The organism is Streptomyces sp. SP17BM10 (assembly GCF_036322405.1).
Lineage (GTDB): Bacteria > Actinomycetota > Actinomycetes > Streptomycetales > Streptomycetaceae > Kitasatospora.
This window is the reverse complement of the sequence record NZ_JAQYXB010000588.1, coordinates 1-20,420: the sequence shown is the minus strand read 5'-3', so window position 1 is coordinate 20,420 and position 20,420 is coordinate 1. Positions and strand designations below refer to the sequence as shown.

Below are 20,420 nucleotides of genomic sequence, written 5' to 3'. Positions count from 1 at the left end.
AGGGGGGTCAGAGGAAGTAGAGGCGGCTGAGCGAGACGCTGTCGGCCGGTTCGGAGCGCAGCGGCGAGCCGTCGAGCGAGACCAGGCCGGTCTCGGTGACCTCGACGTGGCCGAGGCGGGCGTTGCGCACCATGTCGCGCGGCCCGATGCCGCGGGTGCCGCGGACGCCGACGCGGCGGCGGCGGGTGGGCAGGCCGTCGGCGGGGCGGTCGAGGTAGGCGCCGTCGGCGGCGGCCTGGGCGACGAAGGCGACCGAGATGTCGGCGGCGGTGGCACCGTGGGCGCCGAACTGCGGTCCGAGGACCAGGGGTTCGCAGCGGTCGGTGGAGGCGTTGGGGTCCCCGACGACGCCGTAGGCGGGGAACCCGGCCTTGAGGACGAGCTGCGGTTTGGCGCCGAAGTGGTCGGGGCGCCACAGGACGATGTCGGCGAGTTTGCCGACCTCGATCGAGCCCACCTCGTGGGAGAGCCCGTGGGCGATGGCGGGGTTGATGGTGAGTTTGGCGATGTAGCGCAGGACGCGCTCGTTGTCGTCGCCGCCCTCGGTGGTCCCGTAGCCTCCGTCGAGGGGGCCGAGTTCGGCCTTCATCTTGCCGGCCATGGCGAAGGTGCGCCGGACGGTCTCGCCGGCGCGGCCCATGCCCTGGGCGTCGGAGGAGGTGATCCCGATGACGCCGAGGTCGTGGAGGACGTCCTCGGCGCCCATCGTGCCGGCGCGGATGCGGTCGCGGGCCATGGCGGCGTCGCCGGGCAGGTCGACCTTGAGGTCGTGCGCGGAGACGATCATGCCGAAGTGCTCGCCGAGGGCGTCGCGGCCGAACGGCAGGGTGGGGTTGGTGGAGGAGCCGATGACGTTCGGCACGCCGGCCATCTTGAGGACGTTGGGGACGTGTCCGCCGCCGCAGCCCTCGATGTGGAAGGCGTGGATCGTGCGGCCCTCCAGCACCTTGAGGGTGTCCTCGACGGACAGGCACTCGTTCAACCCGTCCGTGTGCAGGGCCACTTGGACGTCGTACTCGTCGGCGACGCGCAGCGCGGTGTCCAGGGCACGGGTGTGGGCGCCCATGTCCTCGTGCACCTTGAACCCGCTGGCGCCGCCCTCGGCGAGGGCCTCGACCAGCGGGGCCGGGTCGGAGGACGAGCCGCGGCCGAGGAAGCCGATGTTGACCGGCCAGGCGTCGAAGGCGTTGAAGGCGTGGCGCAGCGCCCAGGGGGAGTTGACTCCGACGCCCCAGACCGGGCCGAACTCCTGGCCGATGATGGTGGTGACACCGGAGGCGAGCGAGGCCTCCATGATCCGCGGCGAGAGCAGGTGGACGTGGGTGTCGACGGCGCCGGCGGTGGCGATGAGGCCCTCGCCGGAGACGATCGTGGTGCCGGTGCCCACGACGACCTCCACGCCGTCGAGGGTGTCGGGGTTGCCGGCGCGGCCGATGGCGGCGATCCGGCCGTCGATGAGGCCGATGGACGTCTTGCGCACGCCCTGGATCGCGTCGATCACGAGGACGTTGCTGATGACGACGTCACAGGTGTCGCGGACGGCGGCGGCCTTGAGGTGCAGGCCGTCGCGGGCGGTCTTGCCGAACCCGGCCAGGAACTCCTCGCCGGGGGCCTGGGAGTCGGACTCGACGCGGACGATGAGGCCGCTGTCGCCCAGCCGGACGCGGTCCCCGGCGCGGGGGCCGTGGACGGAGATGTAGTCGTGCGGGGTGATGGCGGTCATGCTCCCACTTCGCTTCGCTCGGCGGACCACGCCCGCGTGGCTGCCCTGTTCGATTGCTCGCTCCGCTCGTTCACGAGGGCACCTCCGAGTCGTCGAAGCCGGTCAGGTAGCCGGTGGCGCGCGCCTTGGCCAGGGCGGCCTCCTTGGCGCCGGGCGCGTCCAGGGGGCCGTCCACGAGGCCGGCGAACCCGATGGCGACGCGTTCGCCGCCGATCGGCACGAGGCCGACCTCGACGGTGGCACCGGGGTCGAAGCGCACGGAGGAGCCGGCCGGGACGGCGAGGTGGGTGCCGTAGGCGGCGGCGCGGTCGAAGGCCAGGCGCGGGTTGGCCTCGAAGAAGTGGAAGTGGGAGGTGACCGAGATCGGCACCTCGGAGGTGTTGTGGACGGGGAGCAGCAGCGTCTCCTCGACCGGGTCGTAGCCCGTGCCGTCGCCGGCGAGGGCGGTGCCGGGGGCCTCGTCGCCGAGCGAGCCGGCGCCCTTGAAGGGGTCGTTGACGACGGCCAGGCGGGTGCCGTCGTCGAACACGGCCTCGACCTGGACGACGGTGACGACGTCGGGGACGCCGGGCAGGACGTCCTCGGCGGTCAGCACGCTGCGCCCGGCCTCGATGGCCTCGGCCAGGCGCCGGCCGTCGCGGGCGGCCTCGCAGACGGTGTCCGCGATCAGGGCGGTGGCCTCGGGGATGTTGAGGCGCACGCCCCGGGCGCGGCGGGCGCGGGCCAGCTCCGCTGCTGTGAAGATCAGCAGTCGGTCCCGCTCGGTGGGGGTCAGTCGCACGGTTCCTCGCTCGCGGCTCGTCGGGCCCCTCGGGCAGGTGGGGGGTCGGCTCGGGGATGCCCGGGAGAGGTTTAGAACGTCGTTCAAACTTCTCGGGCCATTGAACCCGGCCCGGGCCGCCCTGTCCAGCGTTGCGGCTCCGCGCCGGTTCGGCTCGCCGGGGCAGCGCGCGGGGTGAGCTGGACCGGCGCGCGGGGTGAGCCGGGGCGGACCGGGCGCGCGGGGGAGGGGGCTCGACGGCCGGACGGGCCGGCGCGCGGCGCGGGGACGGCACGGTTCCGCGCGCCGGGTGTGCGCGGGATCGGCGAGGGGAGGGCTCGAATGCCGGCTCTGCGCTTCGCAAACCCGTCCGGCGCGGGCAGTCGGATCACGCGGACCTCCCCGTGCCCCTTTCACCCCACGTGATCGGACGCACACTGTTGCAAACGCCGTCAGCTGGGCATGAGGATGGGGTCGGAACGAGGAGGGCCACCCGGCGGGCGGGGGATCCTGCCCGGGGGCCCGGATGCGAGGGCGGGGGCAAGTGGTGATGGACGGTCAGTCGCGATTCCCGCGGCAGCGGACGAGTTCGGGCGATGCCTACCGGTCCGGGCCGGTCCAGGGGCCGGCCGGCGGCACGGGGACCGCCCTGCCGGGCGCCACCGCCCCCGGCTGCGCACTGCACCGCCGGCTCCACCTGACGCTCGACCCGGCCGACCTGGTCGCGGTCGGCTCGGTCCGGCACCGGCTGCGCACCGCGCTGAGCCACTGGGGGGTTCCGGAGCTCTCGGACACCGCCGAGCTGCTCTCCTCCGAGCTGGTGACCAACGCGCTGCTGCACACCGGCAAGGGCGCGGTCTTCGACGCGGTGCTCGGCACCGACCACCGGCTACGGATCGAGGTCCAGGACGGCACGACGAGGCTGCCCGGCCGCCGCCGCGAACCGGACGCCGAGTACGCGACCTCGGGCCGCGGGCTCCTGCTGGTCGAAGCGCTCGCCGACGCGTGGGGCGTCCAGCTGCGCGGCGACGGCAAGGTCACCTGGTTCGAACTCGCGACGCCATAGGCGCGCCTTTCGGATCGGGCCGGGAGCGCCCCACCCGTCCGCCGAATGGTTCGGGTGCGGTTCATTCGTCATCGAAGGACGCCCTGAACAGAAGGCGGAACAGAAGATTTCCGGCCCGTTGCCATTGCCGCCGGCCCGAACATTGGCCAGGATGGTGGGAATGTGTGACCACGTGCGGAGAGCAGCGGGGAGACGGTACCTCGACTGACCGCCGCAGGTCGGCACCGTCCGATCCAGCACCACCCATCACAGCGCCACGCGGTCCGGCCGGACGGTCGGCGGGTCCGTCACGGCAGCGGCAGGAGCAGCATGCCCACTGAGCCCGAGTCGCCGGGGCCGGCGCTCCCTCCCGGCGCGTCCACGGCCGACCCGCCCGCCGGCTCCTCCGGTCCCACGACCACGGGCACGGGCCGCGCCAAGCCGCCCGCCCAGGCCGTGCGCCGACGCCCGCTGCGCACCGCCCCGGGCACCGGCCGCCTGGCGCCGGTGCTGCCCGGCGGGCTGCCCTCCACCGCCGGCGACGCCATGCCCGACTGGCTGGAGCCCGCGATGGCCGCCAACGGCATCGGCTCCTTCGACTGGGACATCCGCCGCGACGTGCTGGAGGGCGACCCCCGCGCCTGCGCGATCATCGGCCTGGACGAGGTCGGCCAGGGCGCGTTCGACCGCACCGCCGCCTCCTTCCTCGCCCTGCTCCACCCCGAGGACGCGCCCGTGGTGCGCCGCCGGGTCGAGCGCGCGGTCGCCGAGCTCGGCCAGTGCGGCGCCTACTACCGCACCGTCGGGCCGAACGGCACCATGCGCGCCGTGCGCTTCCGCGGCCGGGTGCTCGCCGACGCCTTCGGGCGCGCCTCCCGGATGGTCGGCTTCGTCTGGGACGCCACCGTCGAACTGCACAAGCGCGACCGCGCCGACCGGCTCGCACTGCTGCGCGAGGAGCGCTCCCGCTTCATCAAGGAGGCCGCCCGCGCGCTGTCCGAGGCGGTCACCGTCCGCGACGTCGCCCGGGTCTTCACCGAACTGCCGCTGCCGGGGCTGCCGCCGGACGGCCTGGTGCTGGCCGCCTTCGAGGCCGGCCGCACCCGGATCCTCGGCGCCTCCGGCTACCGGCCCGGCGCACTCACCATCTGGGACCGCACGCTGCTGCCCGCCGGCCACCCCGCCGCCGAGGCGCTGCGCCACCGCGCGCCGGTGTTCGTCTCCTCCCGCGACGAGTACCGCGAGACCTACCCCGAGGTGTGGGAGCCGACCAGCCGCAACGGCCGCGGCTCCTGGGCCTACCTGCCGCTGGTGGCCAGCGGCCGGGCGATCGGCGTGTGCGTGGTCAGCTTCGACGACGAACGCGAGCTGGACGCCGACGAGCGGACCCTGCTGACCACGCTGGGCGGCCTGGTCGCCCAGTCGCTGGCCCGGGCCCGGCTGCACGACGCCGAGCACGAGCTGGCGGCCGGCCTCCAGCGGGTGATGCTGCCGCGCACCGTGCCGTCCGTCCCGGGCGTCACCACGGCCGTGCGCTACCTGGCGGCCGGCTCCGGCCTGCAGATCGGCGGCGACTGGTACGACGTCGTGCCGCTGCCCGGCGGGCACGTCGGCCTGGTGATCGGCGACGTCCAGGGCCACGACGTGCACGCCGCCGGGATCATGGGCCAGCTGCGGATCGCGCTGCGCGCCTACGCCGCCGAGGGGCACCCGCCGGCCGCCGTGATGGCCCGTGCCTCCCGCTTCCTCGCCGACCTCGACACCGACCACTTCGCGACCTGCACCTACGCCGAGGTCAACGTCGACTACGGCGTCGTCTACGCGGTGCGGGCCGGCCACCTCGACCCCGTGGTGCGCCGCTCGGACGGCACCGCGGCGGCCGTGCCGGTGGCCGGCGGCCTGCCGCTCGGCATCGACCCCGACCAGGAGTACCGGGTCACCCGCTTCAGCCTCGACCCCGGCGAGACGGTGCTGCTGTGCACCGACGGCCTGGTCGAGTCCCGCGGCATGGACCTGGACGAGGGCGTCGCCCGGCTCACCGCGACGCTCGCCGAGCCGCTCCCGCTCGCCGAGGAGGCCTTCCGCGACCCGCTGGAGGACCTCGCCGACCGGATCGCCTCCCAGGCCGCCGACTCCAGCGAGCGCGAGGACGACATAGCGCTGCTCCTCCTGCGCTGGGACGGACCGGCCGGCGGCCTGGCCGCCCAGCAGCTGCGCCGCCGGATCGGCCAGGCCGACCTCGCCCGCGTCGCCGAGGTGCGGGCGGAACTGCGCGACGCGCTGCGCCGCTGGGGCGTAGCCGAGTTCATCGACACCGCCGAACTGCTCTCCTCCGAGCTGGTCACCAACGCCATCCGGCACACCGACCGGGACGCCATGTTCACCGCCCGCCTCTACCGCGAGCCGGTCTCCGACGGTGGCCGGGCCCGGCTGCGGGTGGAGGTGGAGGACGAGTCGGACCTGTGGCCGACCCGCCGGACCCCGGGCGAACAGGCTTCCTCCGGCCGCGGCCTGATGCTCGTGGAGGCGCTCGCGGACTCCTGGGGCGTCGAACCGCGCGGCTCCGGCAAGCGCATGTGGTTCGAACTCAGCGGCGCCGCGGCGTAGTTCGACACCGAACCACTAGCCGAACTGCTGCTCGAGGTCCTTGAGCTTCTGCTCCAGCGAGTCCAGCCGGGGCAGCGTCACGGTGTCCTCGTCGGCGGTGAGGTCGATGGTGCGCCGTTCGGGGCGGGCCGGGAGACCGGGCTGCACCACGGTGCCCGCGGCCGCGCCCTCGACCTCGCGGAGGACGGCGGAGCGCTCCGTCCCGGGCCCGCCGGCTATGGCGGGCTCCGAGCCGGCGGACTCCAACTGCCGGGCGCCGCCGCCGCGTGCGCCGCGCCAGGTGCCGTTGCTGCGGCTGATCGCCCGGATCTCCGCGCGCTCCCGGCGCCCGGCGAGCCTTCTGCGCTCCTTCTCCTCCGCCCGCTCCCGCTTCTCCTCGCGGACCTCGTCCACCGCCTCGTCGAGGCTGCGCACGCCCTCCAGGAGCATCAGCGACCACGCCGCGTACGTCTCGCGCGGCGCGCGCAGCCAGCGCACGATGCGGATCTGCGGCAGCGGCCGTGGGACGAGCCCCTGCTCGCGCAGGGCGGCGCGGCGGGTCTGCTTGAGCGCCCGGTCGAACAGGATGGCCGCCGAGAGCGACATCCCGGAGAAGAACTGCGGTGCGCCGGCGTGGCCGAATCCGCGCGGGGCGTGCACCCAGTTGAACCAGGCCGAGGCGCCGGCGAACAGCCACACCAGCAGGCGCGAGCCGAGGGCGGCGTCGCCGTGGCTGGCCTCGCGGACGGCGAGCACCGAGCAGAACATCGCCGCGCCGTCGAGCCCGAACGGCACCAGGAACTCCCAGCCGCCGGAGAGGTTCAGGTTCTGCACCCCGAAGCCGACCAGGCCGTGGAAGGAGAGCGCGGCGGCGACGGCGGCGCAGCAGAACAGCAGCGTGTAGGAGGCACCCCCGTACAGGGATTCCTTGCGGCGGCGCCGTTCCTCGGAACGCTCCCAGGTATCCGCGCCCGCGGCGGCGGATCCCCGGCTCCGGGCCAGGGCCACGAGGAGCGCGCTGACCAGCAGCCCTACGCCTCCGGTGACGGCCCAGCCGAGCGGTATGTCGGACAATTTCATCGCCGGGACCAGCCTCGCTTTCCTGCGTCGCGTTCCTGCGTCGTGATGGCGGGGACCATCATGACGGATGCTCGCCGGAGGAATGGCCGATTCGCCGTCAATGCGCTGAGTAGAGGGATTTCTGACCCCGGCTCAATCGCATTTTCGTATCAATACCCGGCGGACGATTGCCGGAATTCCGGGCTTTCCGGATTCCCGCTCGCACGTCCTTTCGTCAATTCCGCGTGACGCGCGGGCAGCCGCCGCACATCGCCGCGGGCTCGGCGGTGTAGACGAGGCAGCAACTGGCGCGGGCCCGGTCGGTACCCGAAGGACCGCCGGGGCGGCCGCCCCGCGGGCCGAAGCCCGCGCCCGGGGTGAAGGGGTGCGGACCCGGGGCGGGGGTGCCGGACGCGCCGGCCGCGCACGCCGGGGCGGCCGGGTCCAGCAGGGCCGTCAGCTCGGCCCGCGCCCGCTCCTCCTCGCCGAGCAGCCCGGCGACGTACCAGAGCCCCTCGACCGCCGCGTCGGTGGCCATCGCCCACAGCACGCGCGGTCCGCGCCGCACCTCGGGGCGGAACGCGGCCAGCACGGGCGCGAGGAACCCGCCCATCGCCCGCCGGAGTTCGGCGGCCAGCGCGGCCCCGCCCGGCACCGGACGGGCCTGCGGCAGGCCGGCGGCCGGGTCGTCCGGCAGGCAGGCGAAGGCGCCCGGACGGACCGTCACCTCGCCGGTGCGGCGGCGCAGCGAGACGTCGGCCGGGTCGAGCAGGGGGACGCGCCGCTCCAGGAACCACGGCGCGGTGAACAGCAGCGCGGCGGGCCAGACGAAGCGGTGCAGGGCGAAGCCGGCGGCGACGTCCGGGCGCAGCGGCCGCCCGTAGCGGGCGAGGCCCTGGTGGGCGTCGTGGGCGATCAGGTCGTGGACGGCCGCGGGGTGGTCGGCGAGGTCGGCGGCGGGGATCCAGCCGCGTCCGCGCCGGGGCGGGGCGCAGTGCACGCGCAGGACGGGGAGGAGGACGGCGAGTCGGCCGTAGGCGGCGGTGCAGGGGGCGGCAGGGTCGGGGGTGGTGGTGTGCGGGGCGCGCGGCGCGGGGCCGGGCCGGGTGCTGCTCGCGGTGGCGCTGGTCGCGGTCATGGGCGGGCCCCATCGGGTCGTCCGGGCCCGCCGGCTGGTGGCACGGCGGGGCCTGCCGGACCGCTGGGCGGGAGCCCCCGGCGCGCGCCCGCGCCGGGCCGGGGCATGGCGGTGCCCGGGAGCGGCAAGGCGAACCCGCCCGGGGCGCTGCTCTCCCCGGACAGGTTAGGCTCACCTTAGCTGATGCTGCCCCCGGTCTCCTGTCCGATGCGTCCGTCCGGGGGAGGCGCCGGAGCGCGGCCCGCGCCCAGCTGGCGCGCGAGCCACACCGGCACGCCTCCCAGGGCCTGGACGAGCCGGGCGGCCTCGGCGCGCAGCCGGGCCGCCTCGGCCGGTTCCGTCACCTCGGCGAGCGCGGCGAGCGCCGGTGCGACGCCCACGGTGAAGCCGAGTTGCTCGCGCAGCCGCAGCGAGGCGTCGAAGCCCTCGCGGGCGTGGCCGTGGTCCCCGCGTGCGAGCGCCAGCGCGGCGAGGTGGCGCCAGGTGTAGGAGCGCAGCAGTTCGTCGCCGCGCTCGGCGGCTCCGTCGTGCGCCCTGCGGTAGGCGATCCGGGCGGCGCCGCGGTCGCGCAGGAGGTTCTCCGCGACCAGGCCGCGACGGAAGTCCAGCAGCGGGCGCCCGGGGGCGTCCGGTGGGAGCAGCGCCGAGCTGCGGCCGAACGCGGCCTGCGCCTCGTCGAGCCGGTCGCGGGGACCGAGCACGCTGGCGAGGTAGGCCAGGAAGCCGCGGGCGCAGGCGGCGGCCGCGCGCTGCTCGGTGGTGGTCACGACGGCCTCGGCCAGGCGCAGCGCCTGCTCCGCCTGGGTCCAGTGCGCGGCGGTGAACAGGCAGCGCTCGATGAGGAGTTCGGCGCGCCCGAGGGCGAGCGCCGGATCGTGGTCGGCGGCCGGTCGCAGCACGTCGGCGGCCTCCTGCCAGCACCCCCGGGACCGCAGTCGCCACACCGTGTCCCCCGGCTCCTCCGGCGCCGCCGGCCGCCCCCGCCCGTCCGGGCCGCTCGGGCCCCATCCGTGCTCCGACAACGCCACCTCCTTGTGTGCGCCATCCAGCATCGGCACGGCGCCCACAGGCCCGCGCTGTGGCGGCAATTCAACACGCGGGTGAGCTTGTGCACCAGATCACGAGCGCAGGTTGTTGCGTCCGCGGAGGAATCGATCCAGTGGGGCGTGTGGTGTCAGGAGGTCCAGCCGGTCTCCATCAGCGCCTCGGCGGCGCCGTTGGCGGGCTGCGGGACACCGGCGAGGTCCAGGCTGAACAGGGCGACCAGCAGTTGCTCGCCGCGGACGGTGGCCTGGTGGGAGTAGCCGGCGAGGGTGAACATCGCGGCGGCCATCTCCTCGGCGTGCAGGGTCTGCAGCCACAGGCACTCCACCGACTTGACGTCGGCGGGCTCGGTCCAGGTGTCGACCTGGGCGACCATCCTGCTGCCCAGCAGGGTGACGCCGTCGCGCTCCTGGGCCTCCGTCAGCTCCAGGTCGTCGAAGCCGAGCCACTCCAGGTAGCGGGCGGCGGTGAACACGGCGTCCTGGGAGGTGCGCACCGGGTGGGGGCGGAAGGGCGCGCGGTGGCGGAAGGGCTTGGCCTGGCCGCCGCTGCCGCCGGGCGGGGCGGGCACCGGGGCGTTCAGCGGGTGCGCGGGGTAGGGGCGGGCGGGCTGCGGTCCGGCGCCGCCGAGCGGGGCGGCGGTGCCGCCGCCGAGGCGGGTGGTGCGGTCCACCGGCAGGCGGACGGTGGCGCCGCAGTTGCAGGTGAACTCGGGCTGCGGCCACTGGTCGGAGCGGCCGCAGTGCGGGCAGCGCATGCTCAGCCAGGAGTCCTCCCAGGAGCGGAAGCGCACCTGCACGGGCACGCCGCCGCGCAGCAGCGGCACCTTCAGGGAGGCGCCGCAGGGGCAGGGCAGCGAGGGCGGTTCGTAGAGGTGTTCGCGGCGGCAGGCGGGGCAGCGGATCGCCCGGCCGCCACCGCCCGCCCCCGGCCCGTGTCGCGCGGGGTCGTGTCCGGTGAAGTCGTCGGGCAGTCCGGCCATCTCGGGCTCCGTCCGTTCGAGTCGGGTGGGAGGACGCCTCCCATGCTCCCTGAAACCGGGGCCGATGGGCGCGGAATGGGGCAATCCTCAGGGAGAGATCAGGGGTGTGCGGCCGGTCGGTGTGCGGAGCGCGCGGTGGGGCGGCGCGGACGGGTGGTGCGCGCCGGGCGGATGGTCACCCGGTGGACCAGCGGGCCAGGTCGGCCGGGGTGTCGAGGTCGTCCGGGACGGCGACGTCGGCGCACTCGACGAGCGCGATCTCGTCCGCGCGCGCCGTCAGGAGTGCGCGGGCTCCCGCGTCGCCGGTCGCGCCCGCGGCGGCCTCCGTGAAGTGCCGGGCGCCGATCAGCACCGGGTGCCCGCGCCGCCCGTGGTAGGCCGCCGCGGCGAGGTCGGCGCCCGCCCGGTGCGCGGCCAGCAGCCGGGCCACCGCGGCCGGGGTGACGCCCGGGGTGTCGACGAGCATCACCAGCACCGCGGACGCGCCCGGGGCGAGCGCGGCCAGGCCGGCCCGCAGCGAGGAGCCCATGCCGCCCGCCCAGTCCGGGTTGGTGACCAGGCGGCAGCCCGGCAGGTGGGCGGTGGCGCGGACCTTCTCGCCCTCGGCGCCCACCACCACCGTCACGTCCGCGCACCCGCCGGCCCGCACGACGGCCACCGCGTGCTCGACCAGCGGCCGACCGCCGTAGCGGATCAGCGCCTTGGGCCGCCCGCCGAGCCGGCGGCCCCCGCCGGCGGCGAGCACGAGCGCGGCGACGGGCGCGGGTGGCCCGGGAGTGATCTGCATGGGCCCAGCCTGCCCGCCCGGGGCGCCGCCGCGCACCGTGGGAACCCACAGTTGTACGAATCCACAAGGCGAAGCCGCAGGTCGTGGCCGGTCCCCGGCGGTTCGGCCGCTGGCGGTGCGGACCGCCTGCCCCTGTACTTGGCTGATGAACACCGCACCGCGCCCGCTGCTGGACCGCTTCGGCCGGGTCCACACCGACCTGCGGGTCTCGCTCACCGACCGCTGCAACCTGCGCTGCACGTACTGCATGCCGGCCGAAGGCCTGAACTGGTTGCCCAAGGCCGAGGTGCTCGGCGACGACGAGGTGCTGCGGCTGGTGCGGATCGCCGTCGGGCGGCTCGGCATCACGTCGGTGCGGCTCACCGGCGGCGAGCCGCTGCTGCGCCGCGGCCTGCCGGACCTGGTCGGGCGGATCACCGCGCTCGGTCCGGAGGTGTCGCTGACGACCAACGGCATCGGGCTCGCCCGCACCGCCGTCGCGCTGCGGGAGGCCGGACTGCACCGGGTGAACGTCAGCCTGGACACCCTGCGGCCCGAGCGCTACGCGGCGATCACCCGCCGGGACCGGATCGCCGACGTGTTCGCGGGCCTGGCCGCCGCGCAGGCCGCGGGCCTCGCGCCGGTGAAGGTCAACGCCGTGCCGGTGCGCGGCGTCAACGACGACGAGATCGTGCCGCTCGCCGAGTTCGCCGCGGAGCACGGCTACCGGATGCGGTTCATCGAGTCCATGCCGCTGGACGCGCAGGGCGCCTGGGACCGCTCGACGATGGTCACCGCGGACGAGATCCTCGCCGTCCTCGGGGCCCGCTGGGACCTCGTCCCGGTCGGCCGGCACGGCAACGCCCCGGCCGAGGAGTGGCGCATCGCCGGCACCGACACGGTGATCGGCGTGATCGCCTCCGTCACCCGCCCGTTCTGCGGCGGCTGCGACCGGGTCCGCCTCACCGCGGACGGGCAGTTGCGCAACTGCCTGTTCGCGACCGAGGAGTCGGACCTGCGCGCCCTCCTGCGCGGCGGCGCCGACGACGACGCGGTGGAGGCGGCCTGGCGCGCCACCATCGGCGGCAAGGGGCCCGGGCACGCGATCAACTCCGACGGCTTCGTGCGCCCGGAGCGCCCGATGTCCGCGATCGGCGGTTAGCGGCCGTCGGCCGCGGCCGGTGGCGGTCGGTACCGCTCCCGGAACGCCTCCGAGGGCGACCGCGGCCCGGCCGCGTGGCTGCCCGTCGGCACCGGGATCGTCCGCGCGTACGCGGTGCGGTTCGCCCGGGTGTCGCTCACGCACCAACTCCCGGTCACCGAAGCGGACAAGAGAACCACGCTCGAACGGTGTGCCGCCCGGTGAACCCCTGATTCGCCGTCCTAGCAGGTCCCTGGCGTGACCGGAGCACCGGCCAGGTGGTATTCGTGGGCGGTGGACTCGATGATCCCCCGGTACTCGCGGCGCGCCCTGCCCGTCCTCGCCGCCGTCCTCGCCGTCGCGCTGCCCGCGGGCTGCACCGGCCCCGCCGCCCCGCGCGGCGCCGCGGGCGCCGTCCCGCGCGCGCCGATCGCCGAACGGGTCTCCGACACCGCCTCCCCGGCCCTGCGCGCCCTCTACGACCAGCGGATCGCCTGGGCACCCTGCAACGACGACGCCAACGCCGACCCGGAGGAGACGGTCGTGCAGTGCGCCGTCCTCAAGGTGCCGCTCGACTACGCCGACCCCGGCGGCGAGACCATCGACGTCGCCCTCGCCCGCGTGCCCGCCGCCGACCCCTCCCACCGCCGCGGCTCGCTCGTGCTCAACCCCGGCGGCCCCGGCAACTCCGGCGTCTCCCAGGTCCAGTGGGGCTGGCGGAGCTTCGACTCGGCGCTGCACGACCACTTCGACCTGGTCGGCTTCGACCCGCGCGGCGCCGGGCGGACGATCCCCGTCACGTGCCTCGACGACAGCACCCGCGACGAGTGGACCAGCACCGACGACCCGTCCTACGACCACGGCCAGGTGCTCGCCGACGCCTGCCGGGCCAAGTACGCCAAGGTGCTCCCCTTCGTCGGCACCCGCAACAGCGCCCGCGACATGGACGTGCTGCGCAGCGCCCTCGGCGACCGCAAGCTCGACTTCCTCGGCCTGTCCTACGGCACCTACCTCGGCGCCCTGTACGCCGAGGAGTTCCCCGAGCGCACCGGCCGGCTCGTCCTGGACGGCGCCGTCGAGCGCAGCACCGATCTCCTGCACATGAACGGCGAGCAGGCCGCGGCCACCGAGACCGAGTTCACCGCGTTCGCCGCCGACTGCGCCTCCACCGAGGACTCCTGCCCGCTCGGCACCGACCCGGCCACCGCCCCCAAGCGGCTCGCCACGTTCCTCGACGGCCTCAAGAAGCACCCGCTGAACACCTCCAGCGGGCGGCCGGTCACCGCGACCCTCGGGTGGACCGGCGTCCTCAACGTCCTCTACGACGGCCACCGTTCGTGGGAGCGCCTGCGCGCGGCCGTCGAACCGGCGATCACCCGCGCCGACGGCGACGAACTGCTCAAGCTCGCCGACAACAACACCGGCCGCGACGAGGACGGCCACTTCGAGACGCCCGCCGACGCGTACGCCGCGATCCACTGCGCCGACGCCCCGCTGGCGCCCACCGACGCGGACCTGCGCGAGGCGCTCGACGACCTCGCCGCCCGCGCCCCGCTGACCGGCTCGCACGACACCCGGGCCACCCTGCTCGACCCCGACTGCCGCCCGTGGCCCTACCGTTCGACCGAACAGCCGCACACGGTGCAGGCGGCGGGCAGCGCCCCGCTCCTGGTGGTCGGCTCCACCGGCGACCCGGTCACGCCCTACCCGTGGGCCCAGCGGATGGCGGCCGGCTTCGAGCGCGGCGTGCTGCTGACGCGCGAGGGCGACGGGCACACCGCGTACGACAAGAGCAGCTGCGTGCGCGCCGCGGCCACGGCGTACCTGCTGGACGGACGGCTGCCGGAGGCGGGCACGCACTGCTCGACGGACTGACGGCCGTCCGGCGGCCGGCCGCCGACGCGCCGAGGGGGCGCACCGCCGGCCGGCCGCCGACGCGCCGAGGGGGCGCACCGCGGGGTCGCGGTGCGCCCCCTCGGGGTTCGTGCGGGTCAGGAGGAGGGCGTGACGGTCAGGTCGTAGAACGTGGCGCCGCCCACCGTCTTCGCGGTGAAGTGCGCGGTCACCCACGCCTCGATCTGGGCGCTCTCGTTCTGCTGCCCGTTGTCGTCGCCGCCGCCGAAGCCGCGGTGCGAACCGCCGGCGACGTACCAGTGGATCTTGCCCTCCTGGACGTACTTCTGGAAGCCGGCCAGGCTCAGCGACGGGTCGGTGCCGTTGAAGCCGCCGAGGGCCATCACCGGCTTGCCGGTGGCGAGCTGGTAGCTCGCGGCGTTCTGGGAGCCGGTGGTCGCGGCGGCCCAGGTGTAGTGGTCGGCGTCCTGCTCCAGCAGGGCGGCGGCCTCGTCGCTGACCTTGGTGCCCCCGAGCAGGCCGCCCATCATGCCGCCCGCGCCGCCCGCGCCCTCGGGGCCGCCCGCGCCGGGCATGCCCGCGGCGCCGTTGCCGTTGCCGGGCGTGCCGGTGGTGCCGTCGCCCGTGCCGTTGCCGCGCTCGTGGCGGCCGCCGGTGCCGCTGCCGTCGCCGGTGACGGCTCCCGGGAAGCCGCCCTGGCCGCCGCCGAAGCCGCCCGGGAAGCCCCCGCCGTTCTGGCCGTGCGGGGCCCTGCCGCCGGGGAAGCCGCCCTGACCGCCCTGGCCGCCCTGGCCGCCCGGGAAGCCCTGGCCGCCCTGCCCGCCGGGGACCTGCCCGCCGAAGCCCCTGCCGGTGGCGCCCTTGCCGCCCCGGCCGCCCTTGCCGAAAGAGCCCGGCCCGAACGCGCCCTTGACGGACGGTCCGGCCGTGATGATCGAGCCGTTGTGCGCCGTGCCGACGGTGTCCACCGCGTACGCGGCCGGACCGCCGAGCGCCGCCGCGAGGCCCACCAGGCCCGCCACCGAGGCGATCCGCGCCCCGGTGCGCCCGGAGGTCCGCCCCGCGAACTGCCCGGCCACCAGCGCGGCGGCCGCCACGAGCCCGGCGGCCAGGACCGCCCAGCGAAGCCACGGCAGGAAGCCGGGGCTGCGGCCGAGCAGGACGAACGCCCACACCGCCGTCGTCGCGAGGGTGCCCGCGAGGGCCAGCGCGTACGGCAGGCGGTGGCGCGCCCGCCACAGCCCGTCCACGCCCATGCCGACCAGCGCGGCGACGGCCGGGGCGAGCGCCACGGTGTAGTACTGGTGGAAGATCCCGGACATGAAGCTGAAGATCAGCGCGGTGGAGATCAGCCACCCGCCCCAGACCAGGAACGCCGCGCGGGCGGTGTCGGTGCGGGCGTGGCGGCGGGTCGCCCAGAGCGCGACCACCAGCAGGATCAGCGCGGCCGGCAGGAGCCAGGCGATCTGGCCGCCGATGTCGCTGCCGAACAGGCGGGTGATGCCGGTCTGGCCCCAGCCGCGGTTGCGCATCCCCTGCGCCGCGCCGGCCGGCAGGTCGAGCCCGGCGGGGAGGCGACCGCCGCCGCCCACGCTGCCGCGCTCGTTCCCGTCGACCCGGCCCAGGCCGTTGTAGCCGAAGGTGAGCGACAGGAAGCTGTTGTCCTGCGAGCCGCCGACGTACGGGCGGGCGGAGGCGGGCAGCAGCTCGACGACCGCGACCCACCAGCCGCCGGCGACGACCACCGCGACGCCCGCGAGCAGCGTCTGGCGCACCCGCCGCCACAGGCCGGTGGGCGCCACGACGAGGTAGACCACCGCGAAGGCGGGCAGGATCAGGAACGCCGCGAGGGTCTTGGTGAGGAACGCGAAGCCGAACACGGCGCCGGTGAACAGCAGCCACCGGGTGCTCGCCGTCTCGATCGCGCGGATCAGCCCGTACGCGCTGACGGTGAGCAGCAGGACGAGCAGCGCGTCCGGGTTGTTGAAGCGGAACATCAGCGCCGCGACGGGGGTGAGGGCGAACGCGGCGCCGGCGAGCAGGCCGCCGAGCGGGGAGAAGCGGCGGCGCACCGCCGCGTACAGGACGCCGACGGTGGCGGCGCCCATGAGCGCCTGGGGGGCGAGGAGGGACCACGACGAGAGGCCGAAGATCCGCGCGGACAGGGCCATCGGCCACAGCGACGCCGGGGGCTTGTCGACCGTGATGAAGTTCGAGGCGTCCGAGGAGCCGAAGAAGAACGCCTTCCAGCTCTGGCTGCCCGCCTGGACGGCCGCGGAGTAGAAGGCGTTGGCCCAGCCGGAGGCGCTGAGGTCCCACAGGTAGAGGACGGCGGTGGCGGCCATCAGGCCGAGGAGGGCCGGGCGCACCCACCGCGGGTCGTCGGCGCGGCCGCGCCATGCGCGGGTGGGGAGGGTCCGCAGTCGGCCCGACCAGGAGGCCGGGCCCGTGGGACCGGCCGGCGGCAGGGGCTGCTCGGGGAAGAGCGGTGCCAGGACCGGGGCGGGGGCCGGCTGGGGCACCTCCGGCGGCGGGAAGTCCGCGGCCTCGGGCCACGGTTCGCCGGCCGGCTGGGTGTAGCTGGTCGTGGTCATGGGCGATACGGTGCGTGGCGCGCCTGAGAGAACCGTGAGACGGGGCTTGGAGCCGGGTGTGATCTTCGCCGCCCCTCCTCCGCGGGCCTTCGGCCGGGGCCCGTCGGCTCAGGCGGACTGCGGCATGACCAGGTGCTTTCCGAGCCACTCCAGGGCCGGGGGGATCTCGCGGGTCCAGGTGTGGAAGTTGTGGCCGGCGGTGTCCAGGGTGATCGTGGACACCGTGGTCGGGGCCTTGAAGGCGCCCACCATGGCCTGGGTCTCGCCGTAGTTGTTCTCGTCGTAGGCGGTCGTCAGCAGCAGCGAGACCGGGGCGGGCGGCTGGTTCTTCAGCCGCCACAGGAGGTCGTTCTCCTGCTTCAGCTTGTCGTTGCCGCCGAACAGGTCGCCGGTGGTCTCGTCGTGGGCCGCGCTGTAGTAACCGGAGAGCGCGATCGCCGCGTGGTAGGAGTCGGGCTTGCGCAGGGCGAACTTGAGCGCGCAGTAGCCGCCGGTGGAGTTGCCGATCACGGCCCGGTTGTCCGGGGCGGTGCCGATCCGGTAGGTGGTGGCGAGGGCCTTGGGCAGGTCGGTGGTGAAGAAGGTCTCCACCTGGGGGCCGTTCGGCACGTCGACGCACTCGGTGTCCCGGTTGCCGACGAGGGTGGGCCTGGTCATCACCAGGATGGTCGGCGGCAGCTTCTTCTGGGTGATCGCGTCGAGGGTGGACGCCGGGTACTGCATGAGGGAGATCAGCTTCTCCGGGGTGCCCGGGTAGCCGGTGAGGACCAGCGCCATCGGGAAGCGCTGCTTGGCGTAGTCCGGCTGGAAGTACTGCGGCGGCAGGTAGACGTAGGCCTCGCTGGTCAGGCCGCTGCCGGCTCCTTTGACGTCGACCTTCTGGATCAGGCCGGAGCGCTCGGGGTCCGAGCCCTGGGCCGAGTAGAACCTCTGCTCGCCGGTCACGGCCACGCCGGAGGCGTTGGGCGTGTGGTCGACCACCGTGCCGTTCTTGCCGCTGGTGCCGAGCAGGTCGGTCCACGAGCTGTAGAAGCCGAAGTAGCTGTTGGCGACCAGGCCCATGGCGACCAGCACCGTGATCTGGGTCGCGAGGAAGGCGCCGATCCGGCCGAGCCAGGACTTCCAGGTCCGTCCGCCGAATCTCGGCCACAGCCACATGGTGGCGGCGAAGACGGCGATCGCGATCACGGACGCGACGATCTGGAGGGGGAGGCCGGTGAGACTGAGCACGGGCCCGATGGTAGTTGACCGCCACCGGCGCCCCGCGCGCCCCTCGCGCGCGCCCGTACGCCCCTTATGCGCCCTGTTGACCTTGCCGCGCACGCTCCGGGACGATGTTCGGCGGGATGCGTGCACATCGTGTGCGCGGCGCGTGCGGGGGACGACACGTGGGGGCGGGGTTCATGGGGTCCATCACCAAGGCCGGTCTGGCCGTCGGATCGGTGCTGCTGCTGGCGGCCTGTTCGAGCGGCGGAGGTGGTTCGAACGCCGGTCCGGCGCCGTCCGGCGCCTCCGCCAGGGCCACGGTGCCGACGTACACGCCCCCGCCGACGCCGACCCGGCCCCCGTACGGCCCCGTGCTCACCGGCGCCGTCGACCCGGTCACCACGGCGCTCGGGAAGGTGACCACGGCCAAGACCCTCGCCGACCTCGACACCGTCCTGGCCGAGATCGCGACCAGCGCCAGGACCGGGAGCCTCAAGCTGCGCACGGCCGACCAGCCGCCCGAGGTCGGGATCACCCAGAGCGACCTCGCCTCCGCCCTCACCCAGCTCGGCACCGACATGACGAAGGTGCAGGGCGACATCAAGCACAGGACCGTGTGCGGGCTCAGCGCCGGTCTGGCGGAGGTGGGCCAGGCGGCGGGCCTGAAGGCGGTCACCACCGCGCTCGGCACGATGGCGACGGCCGGGTACCCGACCACCTTCGCCGTCCCGCAGCTGCCGGCCGCGCAGAACCGTTCGCTCGACAACGGCACGATGGTCCGCAAGGGGCGGCTGAACGGCGAGGGCGTGTTCAAGGTCGACAACGGCGGCTCGTCGGACGCCGTCGTCACGCTCGCCCTGGACGGCAAGGCGGTCAACTCGGTGTACGTCGCCAAGGGCTCGAACGCGAGCATCGAGGGCGTCCAGGACGGGACGTACGAGGTCTACTTCTCGGGCGGGGCGGACTGGGACGGCGACGCGAAGGCGTTCACGCAGAACTGCCGGTTCACCAAGTTCCAGGACACGCTGGCCTTCGAGACCGGGCGCACCGCCACCTCGTGGTCGATCACCCTGAAGCCGGTGGTCGGCGGCAACGCCAAGACCGAGGACGTGGACCAGCAGAACTTCCCTCAGCCGTAGCCGTTCTGGCGTTCCGTCGGCCATTCGTCCGGCCAATTCGGTCCGAACGGTTGACCGGTTGAAGTGGCCATGGCACTTTCGTGCGGCGCGGGCCTCGGCGACCAGTCGGGCACCCCGCGATCCCCCACAAGGAGAGCCATGTTCAAGAGACTTGTCGCCGTGGCCGGCGCGGGTGCCGTCGTCGCGGGCGGGCTGACCCTCGCCGCCGCTCCCGCGCAGGCCGTCCAGGCGGCCGACCTCACGTCGACCATCGCGCTCAGCAACTGCTCGGCTTCGCTGGTCCGTTACCCCGCGTCGGTGGACGGCGACCGCGCGCTCATGCTCACCAACGGCCACTGCCTGCCGACCATGCCGGACGCCGGGCAGGTGATCCAGAACGCCGCCGCCAGCCGCAGCGGCACCCTGCTCGACGGCGCCGGCAACAGCCTCGGCACCGTCCAGGCCGACAAGGTGCTGTACGCGACGATGACCGGCACCGACGTCGCGCTCTACGAACTCACCGACACCTACGGCGCGATCAAGAGCCGCACCGGCGCCACCGCGCTCACGATCAACGACGCCCACCCGGTCGACGGCGCGGCGATGTACATACCCTCGTCGTACTGGAAGCAGGTCTGGAACTGCTCGATCAACGGGTTCGTGCCTACCCTGCGCGAGGACCAGTGGAGCTGGCACGACTCGCTGCGCTACAGCTCCGGCTGCAACACCACCCACGGCACCTCGGGCTCGCCGATCATCGACACCGCGAGCGGGCGGATCGTCGGCATCAACAACACCGGCAACGACGACGGCCAGATGTGCACCCTCAACAACCCGTGCGAGGTCGCCGCCGACGGCAGCACCACGGCCACCAAGGGCCAGAGCTACGGCGAGGAGACCTACTGGTTCACCACCTGCCTCGGCGCGGGCCGGGCCATCGACCTGAACGTCGCCGGCTGCCTGCTGACCAAGCCGGGCGGCGGCAGCGCCGTGTCGGTGAGCAGCCCCGGTGACCAGTCGACCACCGTCAACGGCTCGGTGAGCCTCCAGCTCCGGGCCTCCGGCGGCACCGCGCCGCTGTCGTACTCCGCCACCGGGCTGCCGGCCGGCCTGTCGATCAACTCCTCGACCGGGCTGATCTCCGGCACGGTGAGCACGATCGGGACGTCGGCCGTGACGGTCACCGTCACCGACGCCACCGGGGCGAGCGCGACGACCAGCTTCAACTGGACGGTCGCGAGCACGAGCGGCGGCTGCACGTCGACGCAGCTGCTGGGCAACGCGGGCTTCGAGACGGGCTCGGCGTCGCCGTGGACGGCGTCGAGCGGCGTGGTCGACAACAGCGCGTCGCAGGCGGCGCACGGCGGCAGCTGGAAGGCGTGGCTGGACGGCTACGGCTCGACG

General features: G+C 74.8%; 16 protein-coding genes. 6 read left to right on the top strand and 10 right to left on the bottom strand.

The window, feature by feature from the left end; all coding sequences use genetic code 11:
• Window positions 1-7: 7 nt before the first annotated feature.
• Together PUR71_RS18920 and PUR71_RS18915 are read right to left on the bottom strand one after the other, a co-directional pair.
• The gene (locus tag PUR71_RS18920; RefSeq protein WP_329928212.1) at window positions 8-1,723 is read right to left on the bottom strand and encodes an urease subunit alpha; all 1,716 of its coding nucleotides are present in this window, start codon (window positions 1,721-1,723) and stop codon (window positions 8-10) included.
• A 70-nt stretch (window positions 1,724-1,793) separates the two neighbouring features.
• Window positions 1,794-2,504, bottom strand: coding sequence for an urease subunit gamma (locus PUR71_RS18915; protein ID WP_329928211.1), 711 nt, complete (start codon window positions 2,502-2,504; stop codon window positions 1,794-1,796).
• A gap of 529 nt (window positions 2,505-3,033) precedes the next feature.
• Between PUR71_RS18915 and PUR71_RS18910 the strand changes: the two genes are divergently transcribed.
• Both PUR71_RS18910 and PUR71_RS18905 read left to right on the top strand, forming a co-directional pair.
• Window positions 3,034-3,549 carry an ATP-binding protein gene (locus PUR71_RS18910; RefSeq protein WP_329928210.1) on the top strand — a complete coding sequence of 172 codons (516 nt, stop codon included), beginning with the start codon at window positions 3,034-3,036 and terminating at the stop codon, window positions 3,547-3,549.
• Between the two features lie 309 nt (window positions 3,550-3,858).
• Window positions 3,859-6,135 carry an ATP-binding SpoIIE family protein phosphatase gene (locus PUR71_RS18905; protein ID WP_329928209.1) on the top strand — a complete coding sequence of 759 codons (2,277 nt, stop codon included), beginning with the start codon at window positions 3,859-3,861 and terminating at the stop codon, window positions 6,133-6,135.
• Window positions 6,136-6,150: 15 nt separating this feature from the next.
• Here PUR71_RS18905 and PUR71_RS18900 read toward each other — a convergent pair whose 3' ends face one another.
• From PUR71_RS18900 to PUR71_RS18880, 5 genes are all read right to left on the bottom strand, one after another.
• On the bottom strand, window positions 6,151-7,194 hold the full coding sequence (locus PUR71_RS18900) for a DUF2637 domain-containing protein (protein WP_329928208.1): 1,044 nt from the start codon (window positions 7,192-7,194) through the stop codon (window positions 6,151-6,153).
• Window positions 7,195-7,408: 214 nt separating this feature from the next.
• Window positions 7,409-8,311: a (2Fe-2S)-binding protein gene (locus PUR71_RS18895; protein WP_329928207.1), complete on the bottom strand. Its 903-nt coding sequence runs from the start codon at window positions 8,309-8,311 to the stop codon at window positions 7,409-7,411.
• Between the two features lie 176 nt (window positions 8,312-8,487).
• Window positions 8,488-9,363, bottom strand: a complete 876-nt coding sequence (locus tag PUR71_RS18890; protein WP_329928206.1) for a hypothetical protein — start codon at window positions 9,361-9,363, stop codon at window positions 8,488-8,490.
• Between the two features lie 122 nt (window positions 9,364-9,485).
• The gene (locus PUR71_RS18885) at window positions 9,486-10,337 is read right to left on the bottom strand and encodes a hypothetical protein (protein ID WP_329928205.1); all 852 of its coding nucleotides are present in this window, start codon (window positions 10,335-10,337) and stop codon (window positions 9,486-9,488) included.
• Window positions 10,338-10,512: 175 nt separating this feature from the next.
• A complete protein-coding gene (locus PUR71_RS18880) occupies window positions 10,513-11,124 on the bottom strand; it encodes a nucleotidyltransferase family protein (RefSeq protein WP_329928204.1) in 612 nt (203 codons plus the stop codon).
• Between the two features lie 145 nt (window positions 11,125-11,269).
• Here PUR71_RS18880 and moaA point away from each other — a divergent pair, with 145 nt between their 5' ends.
• Entirely contained in the window at window positions 11,270-12,265 is a 996-nt protein-coding gene (gene moaA / locus PUR71_RS18875; protein WP_329928203.1) for a GTP 3',8-cyclase MoaA, read from the top strand.
• Here the strand turns inward: moaA and PUR71_RS18870 are convergent.
• Entirely contained in the window at window positions 12,262-12,405 is a 144-nt protein-coding gene (locus PUR71_RS18870) for a hypothetical protein (RefSeq protein WP_329928202.1), read from the bottom strand. The genes moaA and PUR71_RS18870 overlap by 4 nt on opposite strands.
• 97 nt (window positions 12,406-12,502) lie before the next feature.
• Between PUR71_RS18870 and PUR71_RS18865 the strand changes: the two genes are divergently transcribed.
• The gene (locus PUR71_RS18865) at window positions 12,503-14,119 is read left to right on the top strand and encodes an alpha/beta hydrolase (RefSeq protein WP_329928201.1); all 1,617 of its coding nucleotides are present in this window, start codon (window positions 12,503-12,505) and stop codon (window positions 14,117-14,119) included.
• 116 nt (window positions 14,120-14,235) lie between these two features.
• On the opposite strand, the gene PUR71_RS18860 is transcribed toward PUR71_RS18865, so the two are convergent.
• Both PUR71_RS18860 and PUR71_RS18855 read right to left on the bottom strand, forming a co-directional pair.
• A complete protein-coding gene (locus PUR71_RS18860) occupies window positions 14,236-16,692 on the bottom strand; it encodes a glycosyltransferase family 39 protein (RefSeq protein WP_329928200.1) in 2,457 nt (818 codons plus the stop codon).
• 108 nt (window positions 16,693-16,800) lie between these two features.
• Window positions 16,801-17,922 carry an alpha/beta hydrolase gene (locus PUR71_RS18855; protein ID WP_329928199.1) on the bottom strand — a complete coding sequence of 374 codons (1,122 nt, stop codon included), beginning with the start codon at window positions 17,920-17,922 and terminating at the stop codon, window positions 16,801-16,803.
• Window positions 17,923-18,095: 173 nt separating this feature from the next.
• Here PUR71_RS18855 and PUR71_RS18850 point away from each other — a divergent pair, with 173 nt between their 5' ends.
• Both PUR71_RS18850 and PUR71_RS18845 read left to right on the top strand, forming a co-directional pair.
• Window positions 18,096-19,037 (top strand): hypothetical protein, encoded by a 942-nt coding sequence (locus PUR71_RS18850; RefSeq protein WP_329928198.1) that lies wholly within the window; start codon window positions 18,096-18,098, stop codon window positions 19,035-19,037.
• Between the two features lie 138 nt (window positions 19,038-19,175).
• A partial coding sequence (locus tag PUR71_RS18845; RefSeq protein WP_329928197.1) for a putative Ig domain-containing protein occupies window positions 19,176-20,420 on the top strand: 1,245 nt, incomplete at its 3' end.

Bases quoted from the DNA above. Each gene is read 5' to 3' on its own strand.
- PUR71_RS18910 (WP_329928210.1), top strand. From the start codon at position 3,034: ATGGACGGTCAGTCGCGATTCCCGCGGCAGCGGACGAGTTCGGGCGAT.
- PUR71_RS18900 (WP_329928208.1), bottom strand. From the start codon at position 7,194: ATGAAATTGTCCGACATACCGCTCGGCTGGGCCGTCACCGGAGGCGTA.
- PUR71_RS18850 (WP_329928198.1), top strand. From the start codon at position 18,096: ATGGGGTCCATCACCAAGGCCGGTCTGGCCGTCGGATCGGTGCTGCTG.
- moaA (WP_329928203.1), top strand. From the start codon at position 11,270: ATGAACACCGCACCGCGCCCGCTGCTGGACCGCTTCGGCCGGGTCCAC.
- PUR71_RS18885 (WP_329928205.1), bottom strand. From the start codon at position 10,337: ATGGCCGGACTGCCCGACGACTTCACCGGACACGACCCCGCGCGACAC.
- PUR71_RS18890 (WP_329928206.1), bottom strand. From the start codon at position 9,363: ATGCTGGATGGCGCACACAAGGAGGTGGCGTTGTCGGAGCACGGATGG.
- PUR71_RS18920 (WP_329928212.1), bottom strand. From the start codon at position 1,723: ATGACCGCCATCACCCCGCACGACTACATCTCCGTCCACGGCCCCCGC.
- PUR71_RS18895 (WP_329928207.1), bottom strand. From the start codon at position 8,311: ATGACCGCGACCAGCGCCACCGCGAGCAGCACCCGGCCCGGCCCCGCG.
- PUR71_RS18860 (WP_329928200.1), bottom strand. From the start codon at position 16,692: ATGACCACGACCAGCTACACCCAGCCGGCCGGCGAACCGTGGCCCGAG.
- PUR71_RS18880 (WP_329928204.1), bottom strand. From the start codon at position 11,124: ATGCAGATCACTCCCGGGCCACCCGCGCCCGTCGCCGCGCTCGTGCTC.
- PUR71_RS18905 (WP_329928209.1), top strand. From the start codon at position 3,859: ATGCCCACTGAGCCCGAGTCGCCGGGGCCGGCGCTCCCTCCCGGCGCG.